We start from the raw sequence: 20,528 nt of genomic DNA, 5'->3' as shown, positions 1-20,528 counted from the left end.
CTGCAATCATGCGCCTTCCTTCAGTGTGTAATCGGCTACTGCGAGGTGAGCGTGTCCACGAATCACGTTAACCTTGGTGATACCAATGAGGCTCTGGAGCCTTCCAGCCGGAACAGTCATGGGGCCTGGGTTGGGAGCCGAGCCTGGAGACGGTTGCGGAAAGGCCGTGGCCATTGCGGTATGGAAGGATAAGTTTCCTTCCACCTTCTGCATCACCTGATGGATGTGTCCATTAAGAACAGTAACGGAGCCGAAGCGCTTCAGCAGAGAAAGAACTGCGGCTCCGTCGCGCGTGCCCCATCCCCATTTTTCATAGACCATCCAGAGAGGGATATGTGCAAAGACCACAATTGGTGTCGATGCGCTCAGGCTCTCTAGATCGGACTTAAGCCATGCGATCTGCTCGGCTCCCATATTGCCCAGGGAATCGACCTGCACACAGTTGTTCAGGCCCACAAAATGAACACCTTTGTGCTGGAAGCTGTACCATCCGTTGCCGGTTGTCTTCTTGCCAAAGCGCTGCTTGTACTGCTCTCCGTCATCGAGGAAGTCATGCTCCCCGGGCACATAAAGGACCTCGCCTCGGAAACCTTTGTTCAGTTCGACGGCTGTATCAAACTCGCTTGCCTTCGAGTTCTGGGTGATATCGCCGGTATGCAACATGAAGTCCGGAGCTTTCATTCCCGTGGCGGTGGAATTGGCTCGTTCAATGGCCTTGCGGAGTGTACCGGAGACATCCGGGTTAGCGCCTTTGTTGAATCCGATATGGCTGTCGCTGATCTGGACAAAGGCAAAATCCTCGATGCGACTATGTTTCGTTTCCTGCCCTTTGGTGGGCTCTGCCAGCAGGCGAGCGGTGGGGATGCCACCGACAATCGACCACAACAATCCCGTACCGGCCCAAGCCATGCATGAGAGGAAATTCCTTCGGTCGATGCCATCTCCGGATTCCGGTCTAGCTGTGTCGTTCACAATCTCATTGGTCATTCCGTATTCTCCTGACCACTGAGAACTGAGCAGATGGCAGCTTTATTTCACGGATATTTTTGGGGGAAATGGCGAGTTTCCATGGAATAAAGACATAAGGATTCCAGTTTTTAAGAAGGATGGCGTCTGCAATAAATCCTGAAGCACTCCTGGAAGAAGCTGTTCCATTGCAATGCTGTTCGTCTAAGATCACGACTATGGCTTCAAATCGCAGCGCGGCAGACCGGTTCCAGGATCTGGCGATTCCGCTGTTGGTTCCGCTCTATAACCACGCTTGTTGGCTGGTGCGCGACGCGACGGAGGCTGAGGATTTGGTACAGGAGACGCTGGCAAAGGCGCTTCGTGCCTTCGACTCCTTTGAGGTCGGCACAAACTTTAAGGCGTGGATATTCCGTATCTTGAGGAATACGTTTCTTACCTCGCGCACAGCCCTTGCGAGTAACCGCACGATCTTCCTTGAAGACTATCCTGACAAAGCGGAGATAGCCGATCCTGGATCGACTCCGGAGTCGCATGCAATCCGGCTAGATAATTTCGCCGCCGTGCGAAAGGCTCTCGAAGAGCTTCCGCCGCAGTTACGCGAAGTTATTTTGCTTAGCGATCTGGAAGAGCTCAAATATCGGGAGATTGCCGAAATCCTTGATGTGCCGATAGGCACGGTTATGTCCCGCTTGGCCCGGGCTCGGCAAGCACTGCGCCAGCTGCTGATACCCACATTCGGAGGTGAAGCATGAGTCCCGATCACCTTTCCCTGGAGATACTTGGCGCACTGGTGGATGGCGAGCTTTCGCCTCGCGACAATGCCATCGCGCAGGCACATCTGAACGAGTGTCACGATTGCTCAAGACGAGCTCTTGAAACCTACAAGTTGCGTTCGGCTGTAAGGCAGGCTGCTTTCTGCAATGTACCTTCAGCAGAGGTATTGACTCGTCTCAGTGCCCAACTGAAGCCTGTAAAGAAACAGCGCACCAAATGGATTTCATCTCGAGCGCTCGTCTGGCAGGCCGTAGCAGCCTTGTTTCTAGTGGCAATTATCTTCGGTGGATGGCAGTGGATGCGACAGTCCAATTCCCTTACTGCGGAAGTGCTCGACCAGCATCTTGCCACGCTTTCCGAGGCATCCGTGCCGCAGGTTGTCTCCTCTGACCGTCACACCGTGAAGCCGTGGTTTGAGGGTAAGCTGCCATTCAGCTTCAATCTTCCCGAAGCGAATGCGCTGCCGCCCGAGACCGTCTTAACCGGAGCGAACCTTGCCTACATTCACGGAAGGCCGACAGCGCTTCTTCTTTTCACGATCCATAAACACCACATATCGGTTTTTGTCAGCCAGACCAGTCCGATTTCTGGAGTTCTGACTCAGCGGACCCGCTCGGGTTTTCAATTTGTCACGGCAAAGGCTGGCGGGTTGGAGTTTCTAGGCGTTGGTGATGTCAACGCAAAGGAACTCGACACTCTGGTCCGAACCTTGGCCGAAGTACAGTGAGTTTCTTGGGTGGACATACAGTTCGTAGCCTGACCGACCCTCAGGCTACGAGCTTCAGTTGACATCTCTTTTGAGAATCCGCACATCTCTTGGAGGAGCAATTCTTCCGGATGCCGATACTGCAATAAACGGAAAACTTATTAACTCAGATGCCGAACCTTTTCCGGGATAAACGCGGGGCGGTGGGAATGAATATAAACAACAGCGTCATATAAGGTGTCCGCCATAACGAGAAGATACTTCTGCTGGCCCTTCTCGATGATCTTGGTCGGTTGTCCTGTTTCGTCGATCACCTCAACTACCTTTTGATATCGGCCTAGAAACTCATAGATCTTGTCGGCATTCACGGGTGACGAGGCAGCGTTGTTCGCTTTGAGAAGCTCCATTCTTATCTCCGATGAAGGGCACGCTGAAGAGATGGAATCGTCTTCGGCGTGCGGGTTTGAGGTCGTGTCTCCGGAGCTGAATAAGCAAGTCTTGTTCAAGGACACACCTGCCCTTGCTCCTCCGAGAGGAGGAAAAGACCTTTCAGTCCCAGTTTGGATACACGCATCCTGTGGCACTGACTAGAGTGCTGGAATTCGCGAAAATCAGGCGAATTTATAAGTTTTCAGGAGAAGAACGGCCTCGTATTCGAGGGAGCGGGAAGGTATAAAGTGGGTTCGAAGAGAGTTGAAGCGACCACTCGGCTTGTGAGCGGGGTGGAAAGAATTTACATTGATAGACAACCATAATGAGCTCCTCCTGTGAAGGGCTTGCTGTGGCCAGGGTCGCGTGTGGTGCTTCCAACACCTGCGCGTCCCGCTGATCGGTCAATTTTACTTTCGTCTTGCAGCCGGATTCCGCCACGAAGCGTAGAGTCCGGCCTCAAGATGTGCCAATGATAACATCCCGGTTAAGTGGGAAAAAGTTATTTCTTCTTTCGAAAGCAACCTAAGTTGTTTCTGACAATAGCCATTGACATGAAAAGGTCTATTGTCGAAATAGTTGGCGTGCTGGAAATCAGTAAGGGATTGTAGCAAAGGCCGGGCTTCAGATGTCTAGATAGTCGGAATTCCGAGAATACAAAGTTGTTTATGTGTAACGGTTCGTCCGTCGTGGGTGAAACCATTAATTCGGAGAAAAGCGCTCACGTGATTGGCAACGTGCATATTAATTCGGCCGGCTGCAGTTGCCAGATCAGAGCCTTTATATGCTTCCTTCCAGCCACTCAGAACTGCTGAAATCTTAACGATGATAGGGAGCAGGGATTTCCCTCTAGGGTGTTCGAATGCTTTATCTATTTTTTCGAGAAGTTTCTTTATGCTCGCCTGTGAAGGATAGTGTTGACCATGGCGTATCTCGTATCCCAAGAAGGTAAAGCCACCCCTGTATTCGACAATTCTTGTCTTTGGTGTCCCAATCTCGTGCATGGAAAGCTTTAATTTATGCGTCAGGTATTCCTTGGCAAGCTGGTATGCCTTGTTTGCCTGTTCCTTGCTCTCGCACATTACAACGAAATCATCCGCATAGCGTACGACGCGAAAGCCTTCTCTTTGCATTTCATTGTCGAATGAACTCAAATAGAAATTCGCCAACATCGGAGAAAGAACTGCACCTTGTGGTATCCCTTCACCTGCTTGTGGAAAGCTTCCCCTGTGCTTCGAGGGAATGTCTTCACGATTTCCGATTTCATTTACGACGGCATCTCTGAGAAGAGATTTTATAGAAGGTCTCTTGACTACACGGAAGAGCTTTCCGAAGAGTTGTTCGTTGTTGACCTCTCCAAAGAAATTTGTAATATCGGCCTCAAGAACCCATGTCAAACCCGACGCCGCCGCCTTATGTATTGCTGCGATTGCATCATTTCGGCTGAGACCGCTTCTATAGCCAAAGCTGAATTCGTGATCAAATCTCCGAAGATCCGGCTCTATCAATAAGGCTATTGCTTTGGCTACCACCCGATCACGAACTGCAGGAACTTGAATAGGACGGATTTTGTCTGTTCCTGGTTTGGGTATCGGAATACCGCGAAGTTTTTGAAACTTATATGTCTTTGCAAGCAGCTCAGATCGTATCCGACACAGTTCAAAATCGAGGTTACTCCGAAACGCCTCGATAGATACGTTGTCGATTCCGAATGAGAGGGGATTTTTGCCTATACCATTCCAAGCTCTATGCAAATAGGAAAGCTCACACAATTGTGTGAGCGCTGATTTCTTCCTATTCCTCTTAGGTCGACGTTCGAGTTCCACACCAGCTGTTTCAGCCACAGGACTACGGCGACCTCGTACTTAGAGTCTTACCCTACGGGAACTAAGAGCGATGAATTGCTCAAAGCACCGAGAACCAGACTGCAGCGATGACGGAAACCCTGTACTCGAATCTTGTCTTGGTGTAGATCGCTCTACGGAACAAGACTGGGTAGACCAACTGTTTCCTGTCTGAATCCCTGACATAATAGCCAAAGTAACCACTATCACATAAGTTACCATTCTAACTATATCACAATCCGAGCGAAAATGCCAGCGCAATTTTCTGTCCATTGCCTGCCCCTCCACCTGCATAACTTTATTTACCGGCAAACTCGATGCACCCTTGACGGCAGTATGCGGTGATCTACGTGGCGATCGAGGTTTTCGACCCCCAGTACGTTGCGAGTTTAGAGAATCCTTTCCCTGTAGTCTTACCCTACGGGAACTAAGAGCGATGAATTGCTCAAAGCACCGAGAACCAGACTGCAGCGATGACGGAAACCCTGTACTCGAATCTTGTCTTGGTGTAGATCGCTCTACGGTACAAGACTGGGTAGACCAACTGTGATGCCATAACTATATGGTATCTCCGAATTAGTGTCCAGTTCTTCTTTAATAGAGGCGGTGCAGTTAGTGCCAACTGCTTCTCTAGCCCGCATTATTCATGAATAGCTGTCGGTCTCTGAAAAGCAGCAATGATGCACTTCTTTCGATTCCAGGATTTTGACCGCCAAACAGTCTGTCAGTCGCGGCCGAATGCGAAAACAGGGCTCAAGTGTGCATAGGAAGCGGGTTTCCGAGAATCCAGATCCGAAATTCATGAATAATGCAGGCTAGAGGACTGAATGATATGTATGCATATGTTTCATGTCATCTGTCGAAGCCTAGATCATTAATTAATGCAAGAGATATTGACAAAGTAGTTATGCTAACCGATGAAACAAAAGCAAGGGCCTCATCGTACAGGCTGGCTTTGTTCGGCCATAATTTTTGGTCTGCCCAGGATAAAGGAATCTCTATGGTACAAACGAGGACCTACCTGCTCTGCCTAGATGGGTAACCAAGGCATTAAAAAGGGTCCGGCAGACTTGTCTGGAAAGCCCAATGGGCTTATGGCGGAAGAGCGTAATCCGTATCTCTTTAGTTACGTTCCTCAGAAAGATCTGGCAGGCTCCAATCGTACATTGCTCCTTGCCTTTCCTGAATCTTTTGTCTGCGCGTTCACCCCAAGCATGGTGGGAACGGGTGGCCCCTATGTCGCATAAGTAGAGGCTAAATGCAGTTCTGAATTGAGACTAACTTTTTAGCGGAGTCGCTATCATTGACAGTCTCTGCCTTCTGGAGGCGGGAAAGCGTTTTGGGCAAATCCAAATCTATGAACATCTTAACGGATCATTAGGTGTAGCCTAGCGGAAGAGTCTCTTGTGATGAAAGATCTGAAAGCAGATGCTACTTTTCCCTTGCACAATATCTACGTCTTCTGTGGGAGGACAGCTTTGATCAGAGCTAGTGTGATCATCCTGCTTATGACTACGTTGTGGGTGGGTGCTCTTGCGCAAGCTGGCCGTACTACCATCCCAGGCTCGGTTGAAGGGCGCGTTATCTGTAACGATGGCGGATTTCCGGCTCGTAATGCACATGTGAACCTGGTACCGCTTGCAACCATGACTCCCGACCAATCCGACGAGAAAGCTCTACCCTTAATGGGGCATTTGGAAGCTGTAACCGATTTTGACGGGCATTATTTTCTCCCCTCCGTGTCGCCCGGCAGATATGTGGTTGTATAGGCCGCCTTACCGGTTACACTCAGGACTTCGAGCTTGTGCAGAACGTCCTTAAGGCTTTCCGCTAGTCAGGCAAAAATAACTGCCTGCTGTGTTTTCACAGGTGGTGGTGAAGGGCGGGAGCATTGTGCGCCAGGATCTGGTCTTACGTCGTGGCGTCGTGATTACCGGCCGTGTGAGCTTTGACAGTGGCGGCGCGCTGAATAGGGCACAGCCCAGGGCTACGATGGTTTCAGGAAGTCTCATCGACGATGACGATGCCAACGAGGCACACAAGCCTGTGGAGTTCTCGACTCAACGCGTAACTACGGATGATAGCGGTGCCTATCGAATTGCAGGTTTACCGTCAGTGAAATATCGGATAGCCGTGCGGGTAACTGGAGAAGAGGTTGAAGGCGGTGGCGGTACTCGTGGCTCGCTGACCGTTTTTGCTCCTGAAGCTCTTACCGAAAGGGAGGCAAAGTCGGTAGAGGTCGGGGAAGGGGACGAACTCTCCGATGTGGATATCACCATTCCCATGCACTTACTTTACTCGATTGGCGGGACTGTGACCAGGGGCGGAATAGCTCTAGCTGGAGCATTTATGACTATTCGACGTGAGGGGGAAACAGGGGATAGGGAGTTTGGCTCAGATGTCGCTGGTGCCTTTCGCCTCGATCTGCTGGAGCCAGGTACGTACATTCTAGAAGCAATGTACCCGCGTCCTGGTTCAGCGCTACATGGTCGCTCCGCTACACGCAAAACCACAATACAGCTGGCTGATAGCGATATTCTCGATGTAAATCTCGACATAGCGGATCATTTGCCTGCGCACTAGAACTGTCACGAGAGCGTCAGCGCAGGAAGGTGATAAAAGAGGGTTTAAATGGACAAACGCGCCCTAAACAATGAGAGAGGAGTAGTCCGGTTAGTACTGGCGGACTGCTCATTCAACAGCCCTAATTGCCCAAGCTATATGTTACATTCACGATGGTCTCCACTTCGACTGGCTCTCCGTTCAACACGTACGGCTTGTACTCCCATTTCTTTACCGCATCTATGGCAGACTTAGCAAGCATGGGAGATGGAGAAGCTAGCACTTCGAGGTCGTGTATCTTCCCCTCTGTTCCTATAACGGCTCCTAACACTACTACTCCCTGTTCGTGCGCCATCTTTGACAGCATGGGGTAAACGGGTTGGCTCTTCTTGACTAATGAGCTCATTGTCCCTTCGGGCTGGCTGATCCCATGCTGGCTTGTTTTTTGAGGATCCAAAGTCGCGTCGGGTGGCGGGTTTAATGCTGTATCGGCAATATTGAGAGCCTCGACTGTTTCCACCGTTGCAGTGAAGAGCTTCTGCTTTCCATCCGTCACAACGACTTGGCGTGACAGATAGCGACCCTGGGTTTTGACCAACTGGTTGTATTGCTTAGTTACTTGGCTGGAGTAAGACATCCGCAGCGCCAGTGTAGCCGGATCGAAACAATAATAACTCGGCATGCCAGAACTCGGAGCCTGTAGTTTTCCGTTGATAAGCCATTGGAGGGAAGAGAGCACACACGCAAGCTCCGGCTTGTCTGGCGGGAGCATCTTAAGATCAAGTTTTATCCTGCCTGAATCCAGAAGTCCGCGCCCAGGCAAGGGTGAAAGAAATGTCTCCCGTATTGTCCGCTCGAAAAATCGGAGTGCATTTCCAGAGTCTTTGCGGTGCAGAGTGCCATCTGCAGTCAGCCACTCTGTATGTTCTGCCCCCTCTCGTTTCCAGCTGTTACGGTGTATCTTTGGAGATGCCCACCAATACTCCCAAGTTCCTTGCTCCGTGGGATTTCCCTTTAGATCGTAAAGTTGATAGAGAATCTTCATATGCCATGGTTTTAGCTCCGTCGAAGAGAAGTCGTAAAACGGAGTGGCAGCCGAAAGGATTTCATGGGGGTCTTTTGAAAGTTCAGGTTTAGTATTGGCAACAGTTTGACCGAACCCAGATAACTGAGTTGCCAAAAATAGAGCGGAAACAATCAGCGTGCGCATTATAGAAATGGTATCAGGGCGTTGCATCTGTTTAGAAGCTGTACCTTGTCATTGTCGGCAGGAGCATATCTAGGCTTTAGTGAGTAGGTTGGTGCATTGGCGACCAGATTGGCGCCAATATAGAGGAATCCTGTCTCGACTCAAGGTGAATGGCTAGTGGCGCATCTTTGGTCCTCAAGTCTTCAACAGTAGTTGTGCTAAGGGTCACCAGCCAGCCGGGGTGAGATCTTGTCCTATTTATCGAATAGCAAGGTTCGTTCCGCCCCATCCGGGGCGGAAGCCTTAATTTACATTGGGCTCCCCGGGTTTCGCTACGCTTCACCCGCGGCTATTACCTTGGCCCCCCTGCCGGGATGCCCTTCCATTGCCCAGCCATTGCGATCTCGAAGCATTGTGGCCTAAGACTCTACATAAGAGCTATCGGAATCCGAATCGCTGGGTTCGAAGTCGTGTTGCTTATCTAGTTCCGCGATTACGGCAAAACTGTAATCGGTCGGAAAGTTTTCCCAGCTTTCGGCAGCTCTCGCTGCGTCTTCGGTCTGACCTGATTCTCTAAGCCAGTTCTCGAACATTGCTATCTCGCCGGCATAGCCTCGTCCCACTTCTGCGAAGTAGAGGATTACAGCAAAGGCCGCGAGATGCTTATCGAGATTCTTGAGCGCCACCGGGCCTTGCGACCATTGAAGCAACTCCCGGGCAGGATTTTCTCCATTGAGCGCTCTCTCCTTCATCTCTTTTGCCAAGGCCTTATAATCCCCCGCAACCCCTTTGCAACGGACTACGAGCTCATCGGGACGCCATCCGTGTTGAACCTTGACCGGAGATTCCCACTGTAACAGGCAGTTATTAACCTGACCGATAATCTCTTTTGCAATTGGATTTACATCCTTATCTCGCGCACTTTCTTTGGCGTAGTCATAGTGCACCTGCGCAGCCGGGCGAGTTGTCTGTCTCAATCCCAAATGCTCTGGGCGAGGTGGACGAAGGGATGTGACAGGCGCCATATAGCGATTCTTCACCTCGGCATTCCAGCGTCTGCCATAGACCATCAATAACTCTCTCTCCGTATCGGACATCCTCAATCTCCTGCATAGTTGCTGATTGCGACAACGTGCGGCGTGCGACTATCAGGAAAACACCCGGTAGGGGAGATTTATTCCCTCGGTCTAGCGCGGAATCAGGGTTGCTGTGTGCGATCCGGTGAGGGGCTAAGAGCAGCTTTTCTGACGGAAAAAGCGGCGCGATCCTCCGTGGCTTGCGGGGGCAAGTTTTATCAAACTAAGCATGTCGTCTGAATAGAGGGATGCCGTTTCAAGAGCGAGGCTAACTTCTTTAGTACAACCACTATCCTCAGCAAGGTTCTGTTTTATGGAGATGGGAGAGCGTTTTCGGCAGTTCTGTGAACATCTTGAGGGATCATCAGGTGTAGCTCAGTTGAAGAATTCCTTGAAGCTCCGTTATAACAACTTTCTATCGAAGCAGTTGCACTCCAGACAGACGGTCGAGTCCCTCCTGTTTTACGCAGTTGAGACTCCTTAAAGATACAGAGAACTCTTGTTTCTTCTATTGAAAATTCCCCGCGACGAGATCATACTCTTCCGGTGAAAATGCTCTTATCTATCCCGCTATCTTCCTATGATCTTTTCCTGTCTTCTGGAAATATAGGGTGGTGTTGAATCTGCGAAACCTGGTGAGCAGGATTGATCAGACACCTAGCTGCCAGGAGCTATCAAATGTCGGGAAGAGTTTCGAAAGTAAGCGTAAAACCTAGAAAAGAGGATGCGATGCCGAAAGCATTTACGCGTAGAGATTTCCTGGTACAGGATGTTGCGATCAGCATAGGCGCTGGAAGTGGCGGCGGTACGTACCTGCCTGCAGACGATGGCAAACTCCCGCCGTCTCCGATCTCACCGATCGCTAGCCTGCTTTACAACTTGGAAATTATTGAAATGGTTCGCGCGACAGTTATCGATGCTGCCAAAGAAAAGAGATTCGATGACGTTGCACGAGCCTTCGTGCCAGGCGACAACGGTGGCAGCCATGCGATCCGCGAGGCCATTCAAGAGATAGGTTCGGCCGTAGTGGCTAGTGCGGCCTATGCTGCCCTGGGCGGTTCGGCCGGGCTTCCCAATCCGGAGGATGACACTCCCATCCCGACCAGGCTCTCACCGATTGTTCATTACGGTCGCACGGTGCACAGGGTGACCGAACTACCACGGCTAAGACAGCAGCTCGCACAGACCGTTGCGTATCTTGATAAAACCGCTGCCACACTTGCACCTCGCGGCGCGGAGGTTGAGGATGTCCGGACACATCTCGAAGGAGCGCTGAAGAACTTGTCGCATGCAGCTGCGGCGTAGTGCTCCGGCGATTGTGTGAACGAGCGCATAGCACAACTATCGCTGACCGCCATTCGTCTGGCGGCCAGCGTTTGTTGGACGGAAGCTGCACTTGCTGGGCATTGGCTCTACCGCTTCGGCACTGTGCCGCGCGGACCTGTGGCCGAACGGGACTTTGGTGCGGGGGACGATCCCCTTGCCATATTTTGCCTGAGCACAGGCAGCCGTACTCGGCGGATGTTGGAGGCGGCGTATGAGGCAACCTCCATTGAAGGTTGGTATTCCTTCACTCGCAGGCCCTCGCGGGCAAAGATGGTAGCGGCTTGCAAACTCTATGTAAGCCCAAGGCCCGAAGCGTTGGTGGACTTCTTCCCACGAATCGCCGATGCGTTCGTGCAATCCGACGTGCGCTCGTTCAAGATTGGGCGCGGCATCGAAGGGCTGCTTCGACCCGACAAGATCATCGCCTATTTTGAGGACCAAGCACACCTGCAAGATGTTGCAGGTGTGCTTGGCCGGTCACTTCGTGGATGTCCGGTGCAAGGCGTGCCCTTCACCTCCGAAGTCGGTGGCAACGGGCTACTATCGTGCGGCGTCGATCCTCCCTCGGGCGACGTGTCGGCGAGTTGGCGTTCCTGGATAACAAAGCGGTTAGCCGATAGCCTGATGAGCCAGCAAGGTACAGGGTGTGCTGATATTGTAACAGTTGCACTTACCGATATTCGGTTGGCTGGCGTCGATCCTGATCTCTGGGTGCCAACCGCTGACTTTTTTCATTCTGAGAGTCAGTCGTGATCGACACCAATTCCAAAATCGCGTCAACGCTGTTTGTCTTACCGCCCGACGCGAAGTTCCTGCCGGTATCCGAACTCTCGGCACGGTTGCGTGGAGAGATCGGACCAATCGAGAACGGCCACTCAGTCCTCACGCGTCCAGGTTTTAGGGTTACCACGCGGCTGATTCCGGGGCCGCTTGCCGAGCTGCTCAACGGGTTTCGCACCCCGAGCCTGCTTACGGATGCGGTCCTGAGGTTTGCCCGTGAAAACGACCAGGACCCGCTGGCAATGCTCGATCTCGCATTCGATGCACTGGCCAACCTGGTTGAGGCTCGTATCCTGGTCCCGCAGCTGTCCTCTGATGCGGCGGCGCCGGTTCCGAGCCTGGCTGCCGGACAAGAGTTTGCAGGCTTCGAGATCGATACTCTGGTTCGCTCGCTAGAGGATTCAGAAGTCTATCGAGCACGCGGGGGACACGGGACATTCGCAGCATTGAAAATCAGTCGCGACGATCGCCCCGCGATGGTGGCCATGCTGCGGAATGAAGCCCGTATTCTTGAGCGACTGGGGGGAATCGATGCTCCAACACTGCTGGAGCACGGGACAGAGCAGGGACGAACCTATCTCGCCATGGAATGGTGCGATGGCGTATCGATTGCAATTGCCGCGCGACAGGCGCGTGCCGCCCGCGACCGGTCCCGGCTACATGCCCTGGTAAGCAGCATGCTCCAGGTCTACGGCCGGCTTCACAAACAGGGGATACTCCACGGCGACATCCATCCCGGGAATTGCCTGGTGCTTAATGATGGCAATATCGTCCTTCTTGATTTCGGCACTGCACGGGCCATTGATACCGCTGGTGATGCAGTCGAGCCGCTGTATGCCGGCATTCCCCAGTTCTACGATCCCTTGATAGCCAAGGCCGTGCTCGACGGCCAGATTCCGCCAGCAACAACTGCAGAATCGGAACAATACGCAATAGCAGTCCTTGCCTATTTGTTGTTGACAGGGCTGCACCCGATCGAAGCCCCCGCTGTTCAAGATGAGATGCTGCGCCGCATTGTCGATCGAAAACCACTACCCTTTGCAGAGCGAGGCATTGCTTCCTGGCCTGCGGTCGAGGCTGTGGTCGCGCAAGGGATGGCAAAACAACCGAGTCAGCGTTTTCCCGATGTCGCCTGTCTGGCGCATGCCTTTGCTTCCGCCAACACGCCACCAGCTGTACGTCTGCACTGCTCTGACGCTGCCCAATGTGCATTCGAGAATGCCGTCGAAGCAGTGCGGAGCCTGCTTCCGCCAACAGTTGAGTTTCCACTTGATTATGCCTGGTTTGGTTTGCGCGCCGCCCTGATGATGGATGACGCCGAACTGCTTGCCGCCGCCGATATCATAGCTAGCCGTGCCGGATCGGGTTGGGCTGCGCAGTCGGTTGCCGTGCACATGGACAGGGCACGCTCGGATAGCCGGATGGAGAGCAAGTCAATCGCGGGATTTCTAACTGCTGCCGGGATGCTGCCGGATGGGCCAGAGGCTGCCATGGCAGTCCGGGCAGCAGTTAGCATTCTTGAGGGCTCATCCTTTCACACTGCCGATTCTGCGGCGCTTGCCGGATGGGCCGCGGAGCGCCTGGACCGACTCGTGCACGCCACCTCGACGAGCAAATCTCATCCATTCGTCTCAGAGGGGGTACTGGTTTGTCTTGAGCTATCGCTTGCGAAGGCAGGGGCTATCAGCATGCACGCTGACATGCCGGAGCGCCTTCAGGCGATGAAGGAGACCCACGCTTCCGACGTGTGGCTTTGGTCATTGGCATATGACGTTTTTGCCAGCGATCAATTCATGGCCCTCGCGCTTGCCGCAAGGCTTCCGAGCAGGCCGCTCTGGCGTGGGTTTTCTCTGCTTAGGCGTCACCAGTTGACTGGTGATGCGCGTTGGGTCGTCAGTGCGAGCCGGATCTTGGCAAGGGCGCCGAATACCCGGCTTCCAGAACGGGACGCCGCGCTCCTCATGGCTGAGCTGAAGGCCCCCGAGAGGGCGATCTTGCCGCCCTTCCTTTTGCCCCTGTCCTAGAGGTTTTACCTCTGCGGAGGATTTCCGGAGCATCCATAATACGGCTCCCTCTGGGAGGCCAAGTTAGCCTTCGGGATAACTTGAAAATAACTTATAGATAAAAAACTTATTCAAGGGAGGCGTGCAGGCTATTAGGATAACCATATTTCATGAAGCCGGATTTTGCCTCGGTCTACCTTGGGTTATTTGATGGCATTGTTTCGAGATTTGCAGGCGAGCTGCGCTTTAGGAGAAACCAAAATAGCTATCGGAATCATGCTCACAATGATGCCCGAAAAGAGGCTTCCATAGTGCGTATCCGGGGTACGAAAGAACAATAGGCCTACAACGTAATAGAGGCAAATACTTCCCCAGAAGAGGATAGAGGCTATGCGTCCGAGATTGTTTTGTCGCCACAAAAGAACAACTGCGGGAGGGCCTACGAACAATGTGATCAGCCAGCCTATAACGGTCAAGACTCCAAAGATGCCTGCGTGAAGCACTGGCAAAATTCCTCCCCGTTGCCAGATGCCTAGGACAAACGCAACCGTTGCAAGCACCGATAAAAGCGAGAGCACCGCTATCAACCGCAAAATGATCCGCATAACTCACCGATTCTATCAATACGCCGTGACGCTGGTTGCTCCTGTCAGGTATTAAGCGGGAAGGCAGGAAAGAGGCTAGGGAATAGTAGAAGAGAGGAGAACAGCCTCCCTTTCTTCTCGCCTTGTTCATACGTTGCCAAAGCATCCTGGAGGGATGCTTCTGGAGCGTGGCCAATTTGCGAGCAGGTGTGCCAGCAGAGGCCGCATCTCCGGGATGCTTTGCCGATGCAGGAACGATGCGAGGAGAAGCGGAGATTTCGCTTCTCTCCTTCATTGTTTACTATCTTCTTTCCCTGTCTTCCTGTTTGGAATTGTAGAAACTCCAGACCTTGGCATCCCTCTAGGATGCCAAGGTAACGCTTGCAAACTTCCAGTGTCTGTCGAAATTCGCTTGTTCCCAGAAATATTCCCTGGCACCTAAAGCCTTCGCCGCATAGGTATAAACTTGGCAACGATAGCGAAGAGCAGCTTTCTTTCCACCTCAGCCAACCAAAGACAAGTTTGCTAGGGTCCCGGCCCTTGGCTGGAAGCCGCGTTAACTTCTATTGCTTCGGCCTACATCTTTTCAGGAAATGCTATAACGCTGAAATGCAAATGCTCTGAGAAAGGGAACTGCCCCACTCAAGCCCAAAGAAGGCTTGAATGGGCCACTATCCGTCCGTGGATGATGACTAGGAAACAGCAACAGGTGCTTCGATGGCTTCCCGAATTGCGACTGTGAGTGTAGCGATTGCTTCGGGTAGCGCACGGCACACGGGCTCACTTAGTCCTTCACGGAACTCCATCGATTCCACTCCGACCGTCAGGATCGAAGCTTGTTCGGGAACCCGGCCATAGAGATCGTAAGTGATCTTCAGCAGAGTAGGAGCATCCATGTGGTGAGTGAAGAGCCTTGGCAAGGACTTTGCGGGCTTCACTGGGAAGAAGGAAACCGTTCCTGCCATAGATGCAGTGGAAGCATCCACGAAGAAGACGGCGTCTACTTCGTGGAGCTCCTCTGCGAGTTCTGGCAACCACTGCTGATCGGCAATTACCGTTACGCCGGGCAGTGAAGCGAACTCCACTGCCTCAGCGATCTTCCAGGCGACGCCGTCATCGCCCCGAATAGGATTACCGCAGCACAGAACCAGACAACGCACCATTAACGCTGTACCTTGTCCAGTTGCTTGCCATCGGAAGAGAACAACTCAATCGAGAGAGGCATTTCTCCGAAGGCATGGGTTGAGCAGCTCAGGCATGGATCGAAGGTACGGATGACCGCTTCAACGCGATTCAGCATGCCTTCTTCCAGCTTGTCTGCCTTGACGTACTTCTTTGCGGCCTGCAGGATGCCACGATTCATGGCATTGTTGTTGTGCTCGGTCGCAACGATGAGGTTTGCAAAGGTGATTTGACCGTCGTCGTTCACCTTGTAGTGATGGAACAGCGTGCCGCGAGGAGCTTCGACAAAGCCCATACCCTCCAGGCTGTTGACTCCAGCGCTGGCGCGGACGTGCGTGTCGAGAATGCTCTTGTCCGACATCAACTGCTCGATTACTTCGATCCCGTGCAGGATTTCGATCAACCGTGCATGGTGGTAGTAGAACGAGCCGAGGATCGGGCCATTGCTGATCTGCTTGAACTCCTTGAATTCGACATCGGCAAGAGGCGTACCTGCGTGCGTGGCGATGTTCAAACGGGGCAGCGGTCCTACACGGAAAGAACCATCCGGATATCCAAGCTTCCGGTAGTACGGGAACTTCATATACGTGAATGGTTCTGCTGCTTCGGCAAAGTAGCCCTCGTACTGAGGTGCTTCGATTTCCTTCTCGAGAATCTTGCCGGCTGCATCGGTCAGGGTCAACTTGCCATCGCTAAGCTCGAAGCCGCCATCCTCTGTTGTCATGCCAAGGAAGAGGCTCGGGAAGTTGGCAAAGTTGGCGATCTCGTCGGTGAAGTTGCCGGCAATTTTCTTGTAAGCGGCTAAGGCAAGCTTGATGTTGCTATAAGCCTGCGGAACCATGCCGAGGATCTCGTCGCGCTTTGCTTCGCTCAGAGCTTCGGTTACACCACCCGGGATGATCCAGCCGGTGTGGATTCGCTTGCCACCCATGATTTCGATGACGCGCTGTCCGAAGCGGCGCAGCTGAATACCTGCGCGAGCCATCTCGGGATTGCTCTCGACCAGACCGAAGATATGGCGCTTTTCGACTGGAGAATCCATACCCAACAGCAGGTCGGGAGAAGACAGGTGGAAGAAGCTGAGAGCGTGAGACTGAATGGCCTGTGCAAGGTTCGCAACGCGGCGCAGCTTGGCTGCGGTCGGAGGAATCTTGACGGCCATGATGCCTTCAGCGGCTTTTGCACCTGCCAGCAAATGGGAAACAGTGCAAATACCGCAGATGCGTGCCATGAGGCTCGGCATTTCATAGAAAGGCCGACCCTCGCTGAACTTCTCGAAACCACGCACCTGGGTGATATGTAACTGAGCGTCTTCAATCGCGCCTTGGTCATTGGTCTTCAGTGTGACCTTTGCATGACCTTCGAGGCGCGTAATCGGATCAATGAGAATTGTTTGTGACATTGAAACTCTCCTACGCACCAAACCTGGTTAGGCTTGCGATATCAGGTGTCTTGCCGGCCAGCAGTTCAGTCAGCACCGTATAAAAGGTGTCAGCCGAAGGCGGGCAGCCGGGCAGATAAACATCGACCTTCACAAATTCGTGGATAGGACGAACCTTTTCCTTCAGCGTGGGTACCACGACAAAGGGCTGCTTGAGCGGTGGTTCCGCCGTTTCCACATAGGCGCGTTCAATTACTGCTTTAGGACCGAAGGGATTGCGCATTGCCGAGACGTTTCCGGTAATGGCGCAGTCACCCATGGCGATCAATGTCTTTGTATGTTTGCGGATGTGGTGAATCTTCTCCTCATCCTCAACACTGCCGATAGCGCCTTCAACCAAGGCGATATCCACCATTTCCGGAAACTTCTTCAGGTCGACCAGAGGGCTATAAACCAAGTCTACCTTTCCGGCCAATTCGAGCAGGCGTTCATCCATGTCCAGGAAGGACATGTGGCAGCCTGAGCAGCCGTCCAGCCACACCGTTGCCAGTTTCAGTTTGCTCATTATTCCTCCCTCATCATGTTCAGGTATGGCAGGAACTCGGGATGCTTCGGATGAGAGGTGCCGATCTTACTCTTATCGAAGAGTGCTCCGGTCGGGCAGACTTGGACGCACTTTCCGCAACGAGTACAAGCGGAGGAGCCCCAAGGTTGAGCCAGATCCGAGATTACCTTCGAGTCGATGCCACGTCCCATTACATCCCAAATATGCGCACCTTCGATTTCCTCGCAGACACGCACACACCGTGTGCAGAGGATGCAGCGATTGGGATCGGAGGTAAAGCGCTCGTGCGATGCATCCACTTCCAGCTTCGGATTCCGATAGGGAAGGCGAACGTGGGTGAGTCCCTGTTGCACGGCCATGGATTGCAGTTCGCAGTGGCCATTGGCCACGCAGACCGCACAAACGTGATTACGCTCGGTGAAGAGCAACTCCAGGATCGTGCGGCGATGCTTCTTTAGCCGTTCGGAGTTGGTGGTAACTTCCATTCCCTCATCGACCTTGGCGACGCAGGCAGGTAACAGCTTGTTGTTGCCCTTGATCTCTACGAGGCAGAGACGGCAGGCGCCGACGTCGGAGAGTCCATCCAGATGACAGAGTGTGGGAATGTTGATGCCATTTTCCTTCGCTACTTCCAGAATGGTCTGGTCGGCGCGGGCACTTACATTCTGTCCGTCAATGACTAGTGTCTTTACATCTACGGCTACGCTCATGCCGTCACCTCCACGGCTGCACCGCACGAACATACGCCGGCGGAACAATGCTTCTTCTCGATGTGCTCGATGTATTCGTGTTTGAAGTAGCGGAGCGTGCTCAGGACGGGGTTGGGTGAGGTTTGACCAAGTCCGCAAAGGCTGGTTTCCTTCACCGTTCCACAGAGGTCGACCAACAAATCGAGATCGTCCATCGTTGCCTGGCCATTGCAGATCTTTGTCAGGATCTCGTACATCTGAGCGGTACCTACACGGCAGGGAATGCACTTGCCGCAAGACTCAGTCATACAGAATTCGACGAAGAAGCGTGCCACGTTGACCATGCAGGAGGTGTCGTCCATGACGATCATGCCTCCGGAACCCATCATGGAGCCGGCTTCGATCAGCGATTCATAGCTGACCTTCAGATCGAGCAGGTCTTCCGGAATACAACCACCGGAAGGTCCACCGGTCTGTACGGCCTTAAACTTGTGCCCGTCAGGAACACCGCCACCGATGCCGTAGATAATGTCGCGAAGATTGATGCCCATCGGAACTTCCACCAAACCAGTGTTGGTGATCTTTCCGGTCAGAGCGAATACCTTCGTTCCCTTGCTCTTTTCGGTGCCCTTGCCTGCGAACCACTCTGCACCCTTGCGGATGATGGGAGGAACGTTGGCATAGGTCTCGACGTTATTGAGCAGTGTCGGCTTGCCCCATAGTCCAGCAACCGCCGGATATGGCGGTCTCGGCTTCGGCGTACCACGGCGACCTTCGATGGATGCGATGAGGGCTGTTTCTTCACCGCAGACAAAGGCGCCTGCACCCAAGCGGATGTCGATATCGAAGCTGAACGGCGTACCGCAAATATTGTTACCCAGGAACCCACGACGGCGTGCATCGCGGATCGCAGCGGTCAGACGGCTGACTGCCAGCGGATACTCCGCACGGACGTAGATAAATCCCTTGCTGGCTCCGATTGCGTAAGCGGCGATCGCCATGCCTTCCAGGACGCGTTGCGGATCGCTTTCGAGAACGCTGCGGTCCATGAAAGCACCGGGATCGCCTTCGTCGCCGTTGCAGATGACGTACTTCTGATCGCCAACTGCCTTCGCAACCGTGCCCCACTTCAGGCCCGTAGGATATCCACCACCGCCACGGCCACGGAGACCGCTCTTGGAGATCTGGTCAATGACGCTGACCGGCTCCATTTCCGTGAGGGCCTTGAGCAGTGCCTTGAAACCATCGCGGCCGATGTAGTCATCGATCTTTTCCGGATCGACGTGGCCGGAGTTTTCCAGAACAACATGTTCCTGACCGCGCATGTAGTCGCTCAGGTCGCATTGCAGTTCTGCAACCGGCGCATTCCCTAGGCTGTTAACAACAGCTTTGGCATGCTCGGCATGTACGTGACTGTAAAGGGTTTCACTCGGATCGACCAGAACAAGAGGACCACGAGCGCATAGTCCCATGCAACCCGTGCGACGGACATAGGTCTTCTTGCCGCTGGCTTCGACTTCCTTTTCGAGTGCTGCTTTCAGTTGATCGCTGTGTTGGGAAAGGCAGCCAGTTCCCATACAGACATTGATTTCATAGTCATAACGGCCGTGTTCCTGCCGTACGGACTCCGCTATCTGCTGTAGCTCTTCGGCGTTCATTCCACCTGCCACCTTTCCAGCTGTTCGAGCATGCTCGCAGTAGTTTCCATACCAACCAATTCACCGTCTTCGAGGGCAACGGGGGCTCTTCCGCAGGCGCCTACACAGCGCGCTGTCATCAAAGAGATTTTGCCGTCCGGAGTCGTTTCGCCCTGTTTTACTTTCAGGAGCTTCTCTGCTTCCGCAACCAGTTTGTCGGATCCCTTGATGTAGCAGGCCGTTCCGGTGCAGATCGTATAGGTATGTTTTCCAGGTGGTTTCAAGCTGAAGTAGTGATAAAAGGTCACTACCCCGTACGCTTGGCTAAGCGGTACTCGCAATGATTTCGCGACGAATTGAATGGCCTCATCATCGAGAAATCCAAATGACGATTGCACGGTGTGCAACGTCTCGATAAGCGCGTGGCGAGCAAAACCATGACGACGCATGGTTCCATTCACGATCTTCCAGCGCTTGTCCTCTGACGGCAGAGGTGGCATTGCGTAGGGTGACACGGTTCCTCCTCGAAGGATAGGCGTTAGCTTACGGCACTCCTACATCCTCCGAGGCCTACTCTGGGATCGTGCAGACTGGCGCCCTCCCCTAAAGGAAACCGCCAACTTGGCTATATGCCCAGGCCGACATCGAATGTAGAAACGCTATAGCCTTCCGACGTACCTTTAACGATCCAAATTTCAGGGCTTCGGAATTGCTGTCTTGTTGCCTTATGGATTTGTAGTATCGGTTGGTGGGACATTCCGTGATGGCCATCACGGCTGCAATTTCAGCCTGAATTTGGCCAACAAATCTCGATTTTGCAATAAGTTACCGC

Annotated in this window: 20 protein-coding genes; 8 read left to right on the top strand and 12 right to left on the bottom strand. The window is 53.0% G+C overall.

Annotated features, from left to right (window positions below):
* Nucleotides 1-6 precede the first annotated feature (6 nt).
* Nucleotides 7-987: a metallophosphoesterase family protein gene (locus AC6I7T_RS07080; RefSeq protein WP_497792638.1), complete on the bottom strand. Its 981-nt coding sequence runs from the start codon at nucleotides 985-987 to the stop codon at nucleotides 7-9.
* Between the two features lie 119 nt (nucleotides 988-1,106).
* Between AC6I7T_RS07080 and AC6I7T_RS07075 the strand changes: the two genes are divergently transcribed.
* Complete coding sequence (locus AC6I7T_RS07075; protein ID WP_497792637.1) at nucleotides 1,107-1,721, top strand: sigma-70 family RNA polymerase sigma factor; 615 nt, start codon at nucleotides 1,107-1,109, stop codon at nucleotides 1,719-1,721.
* Nucleotides 1,718-2,470, top strand: a complete 753-nt coding sequence (locus AC6I7T_RS07070) for an anti-sigma factor family protein (protein ID WP_497792636.1) — start codon at nucleotides 1,718-1,720, stop codon at nucleotides 2,468-2,470. The genes AC6I7T_RS07075 and AC6I7T_RS07070 overlap by 4 nt, the downstream gene beginning before the upstream one ends.
* A gap of 140 nt (nucleotides 2,471-2,610) precedes the next feature.
* On the opposite strand, the gene AC6I7T_RS07065 is transcribed toward AC6I7T_RS07070, so the two are convergent.
* Both AC6I7T_RS07065 and AC6I7T_RS07060 read right to left on the bottom strand, forming a co-directional pair.
* Nucleotides 2,611-2,856, bottom strand: a complete 246-nt coding sequence (locus AC6I7T_RS07065; protein ID WP_497792635.1) for a hypothetical protein — start codon at nucleotides 2,854-2,856, stop codon at nucleotides 2,611-2,613.
* 654 nt (nucleotides 2,857-3,510) lie between these two features.
* Nucleotides 3,511-4,632 (bottom strand): reverse transcriptase domain-containing protein, encoded by a 1,122-nt coding sequence (locus tag AC6I7T_RS07060; RefSeq protein ID WP_497792634.1) that lies wholly within the window; start codon nucleotides 4,630-4,632, stop codon nucleotides 3,511-3,513.
* A 1,184-nt stretch (nucleotides 4,633-5,816) separates the two neighbouring features.
* Here AC6I7T_RS07060 and AC6I7T_RS07055 point away from each other — a divergent pair.
* The 3 genes from AC6I7T_RS07055 (at nucleotide 5,817) to AC6I7T_RS07045 (ending at nucleotide 7,305) form a co-directional block, all read left to right on the top strand.
* The gene (locus AC6I7T_RS07055; RefSeq protein WP_497792633.1) at nucleotides 5,817-5,969 is read left to right on the top strand and encodes a hypothetical protein; all 153 of its coding nucleotides are present in this window, start codon (nucleotides 5,817-5,819) and stop codon (nucleotides 5,967-5,969) included.
* 162 nt (nucleotides 5,970-6,131) lie between these two features.
* Nucleotides 6,132-6,491 (top strand): carboxypeptidase-like regulatory domain-containing protein, encoded by a 360-nt coding sequence (locus AC6I7T_RS07050; RefSeq protein ID WP_497792632.1) that lies wholly within the window; start codon nucleotides 6,132-6,134, stop codon nucleotides 6,489-6,491.
* A 124-nt stretch (nucleotides 6,492-6,615) separates the two neighbouring features.
* Nucleotides 6,616-7,305 carry a carboxypeptidase-like regulatory domain-containing protein gene (locus AC6I7T_RS07045; RefSeq protein ID WP_497792631.1) on the top strand — a complete coding sequence of 230 codons (690 nt, stop codon included), beginning with the start codon at nucleotides 6,616-6,618 and terminating at the stop codon, nucleotides 7,303-7,305.
* Between the two features lie 121 nt (nucleotides 7,306-7,426).
* Here the strand turns inward: AC6I7T_RS07045 and AC6I7T_RS07040 are convergent, their stop codons facing one another.
* Together AC6I7T_RS07040 and AC6I7T_RS07035 are read right to left on the bottom strand one after the other, a co-directional pair.
* A complete protein-coding gene (locus AC6I7T_RS07040) occupies nucleotides 7,427-8,494 on the bottom strand; it encodes an energy transducer TonB (protein WP_497792630.1) in 1,068 nt (355 codons plus the stop codon).
* A 398-nt stretch (nucleotides 8,495-8,892) separates the two neighbouring features.
* Nucleotides 8,893-9,570: a hypothetical protein gene (locus AC6I7T_RS07035; protein WP_497792629.1), complete on the bottom strand. Its 678-nt coding sequence runs from the start codon at nucleotides 9,568-9,570 to the stop codon at nucleotides 8,893-8,895.
* A gap of 708 nt (nucleotides 9,571-10,278) precedes the next feature.
* Here AC6I7T_RS07035 and AC6I7T_RS07030 point away from each other — a divergent pair.
* The 3 genes from AC6I7T_RS07030 to AC6I7T_RS07020 are packed head-to-tail and all read left to right on the top strand — an operon-like array spanning nucleotide 10,279 to nucleotide 13,679.
* Entirely contained in the window at nucleotides 10,279-10,854 is a 576-nt protein-coding gene (locus tag AC6I7T_RS07030; protein WP_497792628.1) for a hypothetical protein, read from the top strand.
* A gap of 15 nt (nucleotides 10,855-10,869) precedes the next feature.
* A complete protein-coding gene (locus tag AC6I7T_RS07025; RefSeq protein WP_497792627.1) occupies nucleotides 10,870-11,628 on the top strand; it encodes a hypothetical protein in 759 nt (252 codons plus the stop codon).
* A complete protein-coding gene (locus AC6I7T_RS07020; protein WP_497792625.1) occupies nucleotides 11,625-13,679 on the top strand; it encodes a protein kinase domain-containing protein in 2,055 nt (684 codons plus the stop codon). The genes AC6I7T_RS07025 and AC6I7T_RS07020 overlap by 4 nt, the downstream gene beginning before the upstream one ends.
* Nucleotides 13,680-13,861: 182 nt before the next feature.
* Here AC6I7T_RS07020 and AC6I7T_RS07015 read toward each other — a convergent pair whose 3' ends face one another.
* The 7 genes from AC6I7T_RS07015 to AC6I7T_RS06985 all read right to left on the bottom strand — a co-directional run bounded on the left by AC6I7T_RS07015 (nucleotide 13,862) and on the right by AC6I7T_RS06985 (nucleotide 20,211).
* Nucleotides 13,862-14,167 carry a hypothetical protein gene (locus AC6I7T_RS07015; RefSeq protein ID WP_497792623.1) on the bottom strand — a complete coding sequence of 102 codons (306 nt, stop codon included), beginning with the start codon at nucleotides 14,165-14,167 and terminating at the stop codon, nucleotides 13,862-13,864.
* Between the two features lie 767 nt (nucleotides 14,168-14,934).
* Nucleotides 14,935-15,405, bottom strand: coding sequence for a hydrogenase maturation protease (locus tag AC6I7T_RS07010; protein WP_497792622.1), 471 nt, complete (start codon nucleotides 15,403-15,405; stop codon nucleotides 14,935-14,937).
* Nucleotides 15,405-16,826: a Ni/Fe hydrogenase subunit alpha gene (locus AC6I7T_RS07005; protein WP_497792620.1), complete on the bottom strand. Its 1,422-nt coding sequence runs from the start codon at nucleotides 16,824-16,826 to the stop codon at nucleotides 15,405-15,407. The genes AC6I7T_RS07010 and AC6I7T_RS07005 overlap by 1 nt, the downstream gene beginning before the upstream one ends.
* Before the next feature lie 10 nt (nucleotides 16,827-16,836).
* Nucleotides 16,837-17,370: an NADH-quinone oxidoreductase subunit B family protein gene (locus AC6I7T_RS07000; RefSeq protein WP_497792619.1), complete on the bottom strand. Its 534-nt coding sequence runs from the start codon at nucleotides 17,368-17,370 to the stop codon at nucleotides 16,837-16,839.
* Nucleotides 17,370-18,080, bottom strand: coding sequence for a bidirectional hydrogenase complex protein HoxU (gene hoxU, locus AC6I7T_RS06995; protein WP_497792618.1), 711 nt, complete (start codon nucleotides 18,078-18,080; stop codon nucleotides 17,370-17,372). Before hoxU ends, AC6I7T_RS07000 begins: the two co-directional genes overlap by 1 nt.
* Entirely contained in the window at nucleotides 18,077-19,717 is a 1,641-nt protein-coding gene (locus AC6I7T_RS06990) for an NADH-ubiquinone oxidoreductase-F iron-sulfur binding region domain-containing protein (RefSeq protein WP_497792617.1), read from the bottom strand. The genes hoxU and AC6I7T_RS06990 overlap by 4 nt, the downstream gene beginning before the upstream one ends.
* Entirely contained in the window at nucleotides 19,714-20,211 is a 498-nt protein-coding gene (locus tag AC6I7T_RS06985) for an NAD(P)H-dependent oxidoreductase subunit E (protein ID WP_497792616.1), read from the bottom strand. Before AC6I7T_RS06985 ends, AC6I7T_RS06990 begins: the two co-directional genes overlap by 4 nt.
* Nucleotides 20,212-20,528 lie beyond the last annotated feature (317 nt).

Source organism: Humiphilus diazotrophicus (assembly GCF_059726315.1).
The sequence above is the reverse complement of the archived record's forward strand: the minus strand, read 5'-3'. Positions and strand labels throughout refer to the sequence as shown.

Bases quoted from the DNA above. Each gene is read 5' to 3' on its own strand.
- AC6I7T_RS07000 (WP_497792619.1), bottom strand. From the start codon at position 17,370: ATGAGCAAACTGAAACTGGCAACGGTGTGGCTGGACGGCTGCTCAGGC.
- AC6I7T_RS06990 (WP_497792617.1), bottom strand. From the start codon at position 19,717: ATGAACGCCGAAGAGCTACAGCAGATAGCGGAGTCCGTACGGCAGGAA.
- AC6I7T_RS07040 (WP_497792630.1), bottom strand. From the start codon at position 8,494: ATGCGCACGCTGATTGTTTCCGCTCTATTTTTGGCAACTCAGTTATCT.
- AC6I7T_RS07005 (WP_497792620.1), bottom strand. From the start codon at position 16,826: ATGTCACAAACAATTCTCATTGATCCGATTACGCGCCTCGAAGGTCAT.
- AC6I7T_RS07035 (WP_497792629.1), bottom strand. From the start codon at position 9,570: ATGTCCGATACGGAGAGAGAGTTATTGATGGTCTATGGCAGACGCTGG.
- AC6I7T_RS07050 (WP_497792632.1), top strand. From the start codon at position 6,132: ATGAAAGATCTGAAAGCAGATGCTACTTTTCCCTTGCACAATATCTAC.
- AC6I7T_RS07075 (WP_497792637.1), top strand. From the start codon at position 1,107: ATGGCGTCTGCAATAAATCCTGAAGCACTCCTGGAAGAAGCTGTTCCA.
- AC6I7T_RS07080 (WP_497792638.1), bottom strand. From the start codon at position 987: ATGACCAATGAGATTGTGAACGACACAGCTAGACCGGAATCCGGAGAT.
- AC6I7T_RS07030 (WP_497792628.1), top strand. From the start codon at position 10,279: ATGCCGAAAGCATTTACGCGTAGAGATTTCCTGGTACAGGATGTTGCG.
- AC6I7T_RS07055 (WP_497792633.1), top strand. From the start codon at position 5,817: ATGGCGGAAGAGCGTAATCCGTATCTCTTTAGTTACGTTCCTCAGAAA.
- hoxU (WP_497792618.1), bottom strand. From the start codon at position 18,080: ATGAGCGTAGCCGTAGATGTAAAGACACTAGTCATTGACGGACAGAAT.
- AC6I7T_RS07070 (WP_497792636.1), top strand. From the start codon at position 1,718: ATGAGTCCCGATCACCTTTCCCTGGAGATACTTGGCGCACTGGTGGAT.
- AC6I7T_RS07065 (WP_497792635.1), bottom strand. From the start codon at position 2,856: ATGGAGCTTCTCAAAGCGAACAACGCTGCCTCGTCACCCGTGAATGCC.
- AC6I7T_RS07010 (WP_497792622.1), bottom strand. From the start codon at position 15,405: ATGGTGCGTTGTCTGGTTCTGTGCTGCGGTAATCCTATTCGGGGCGAT.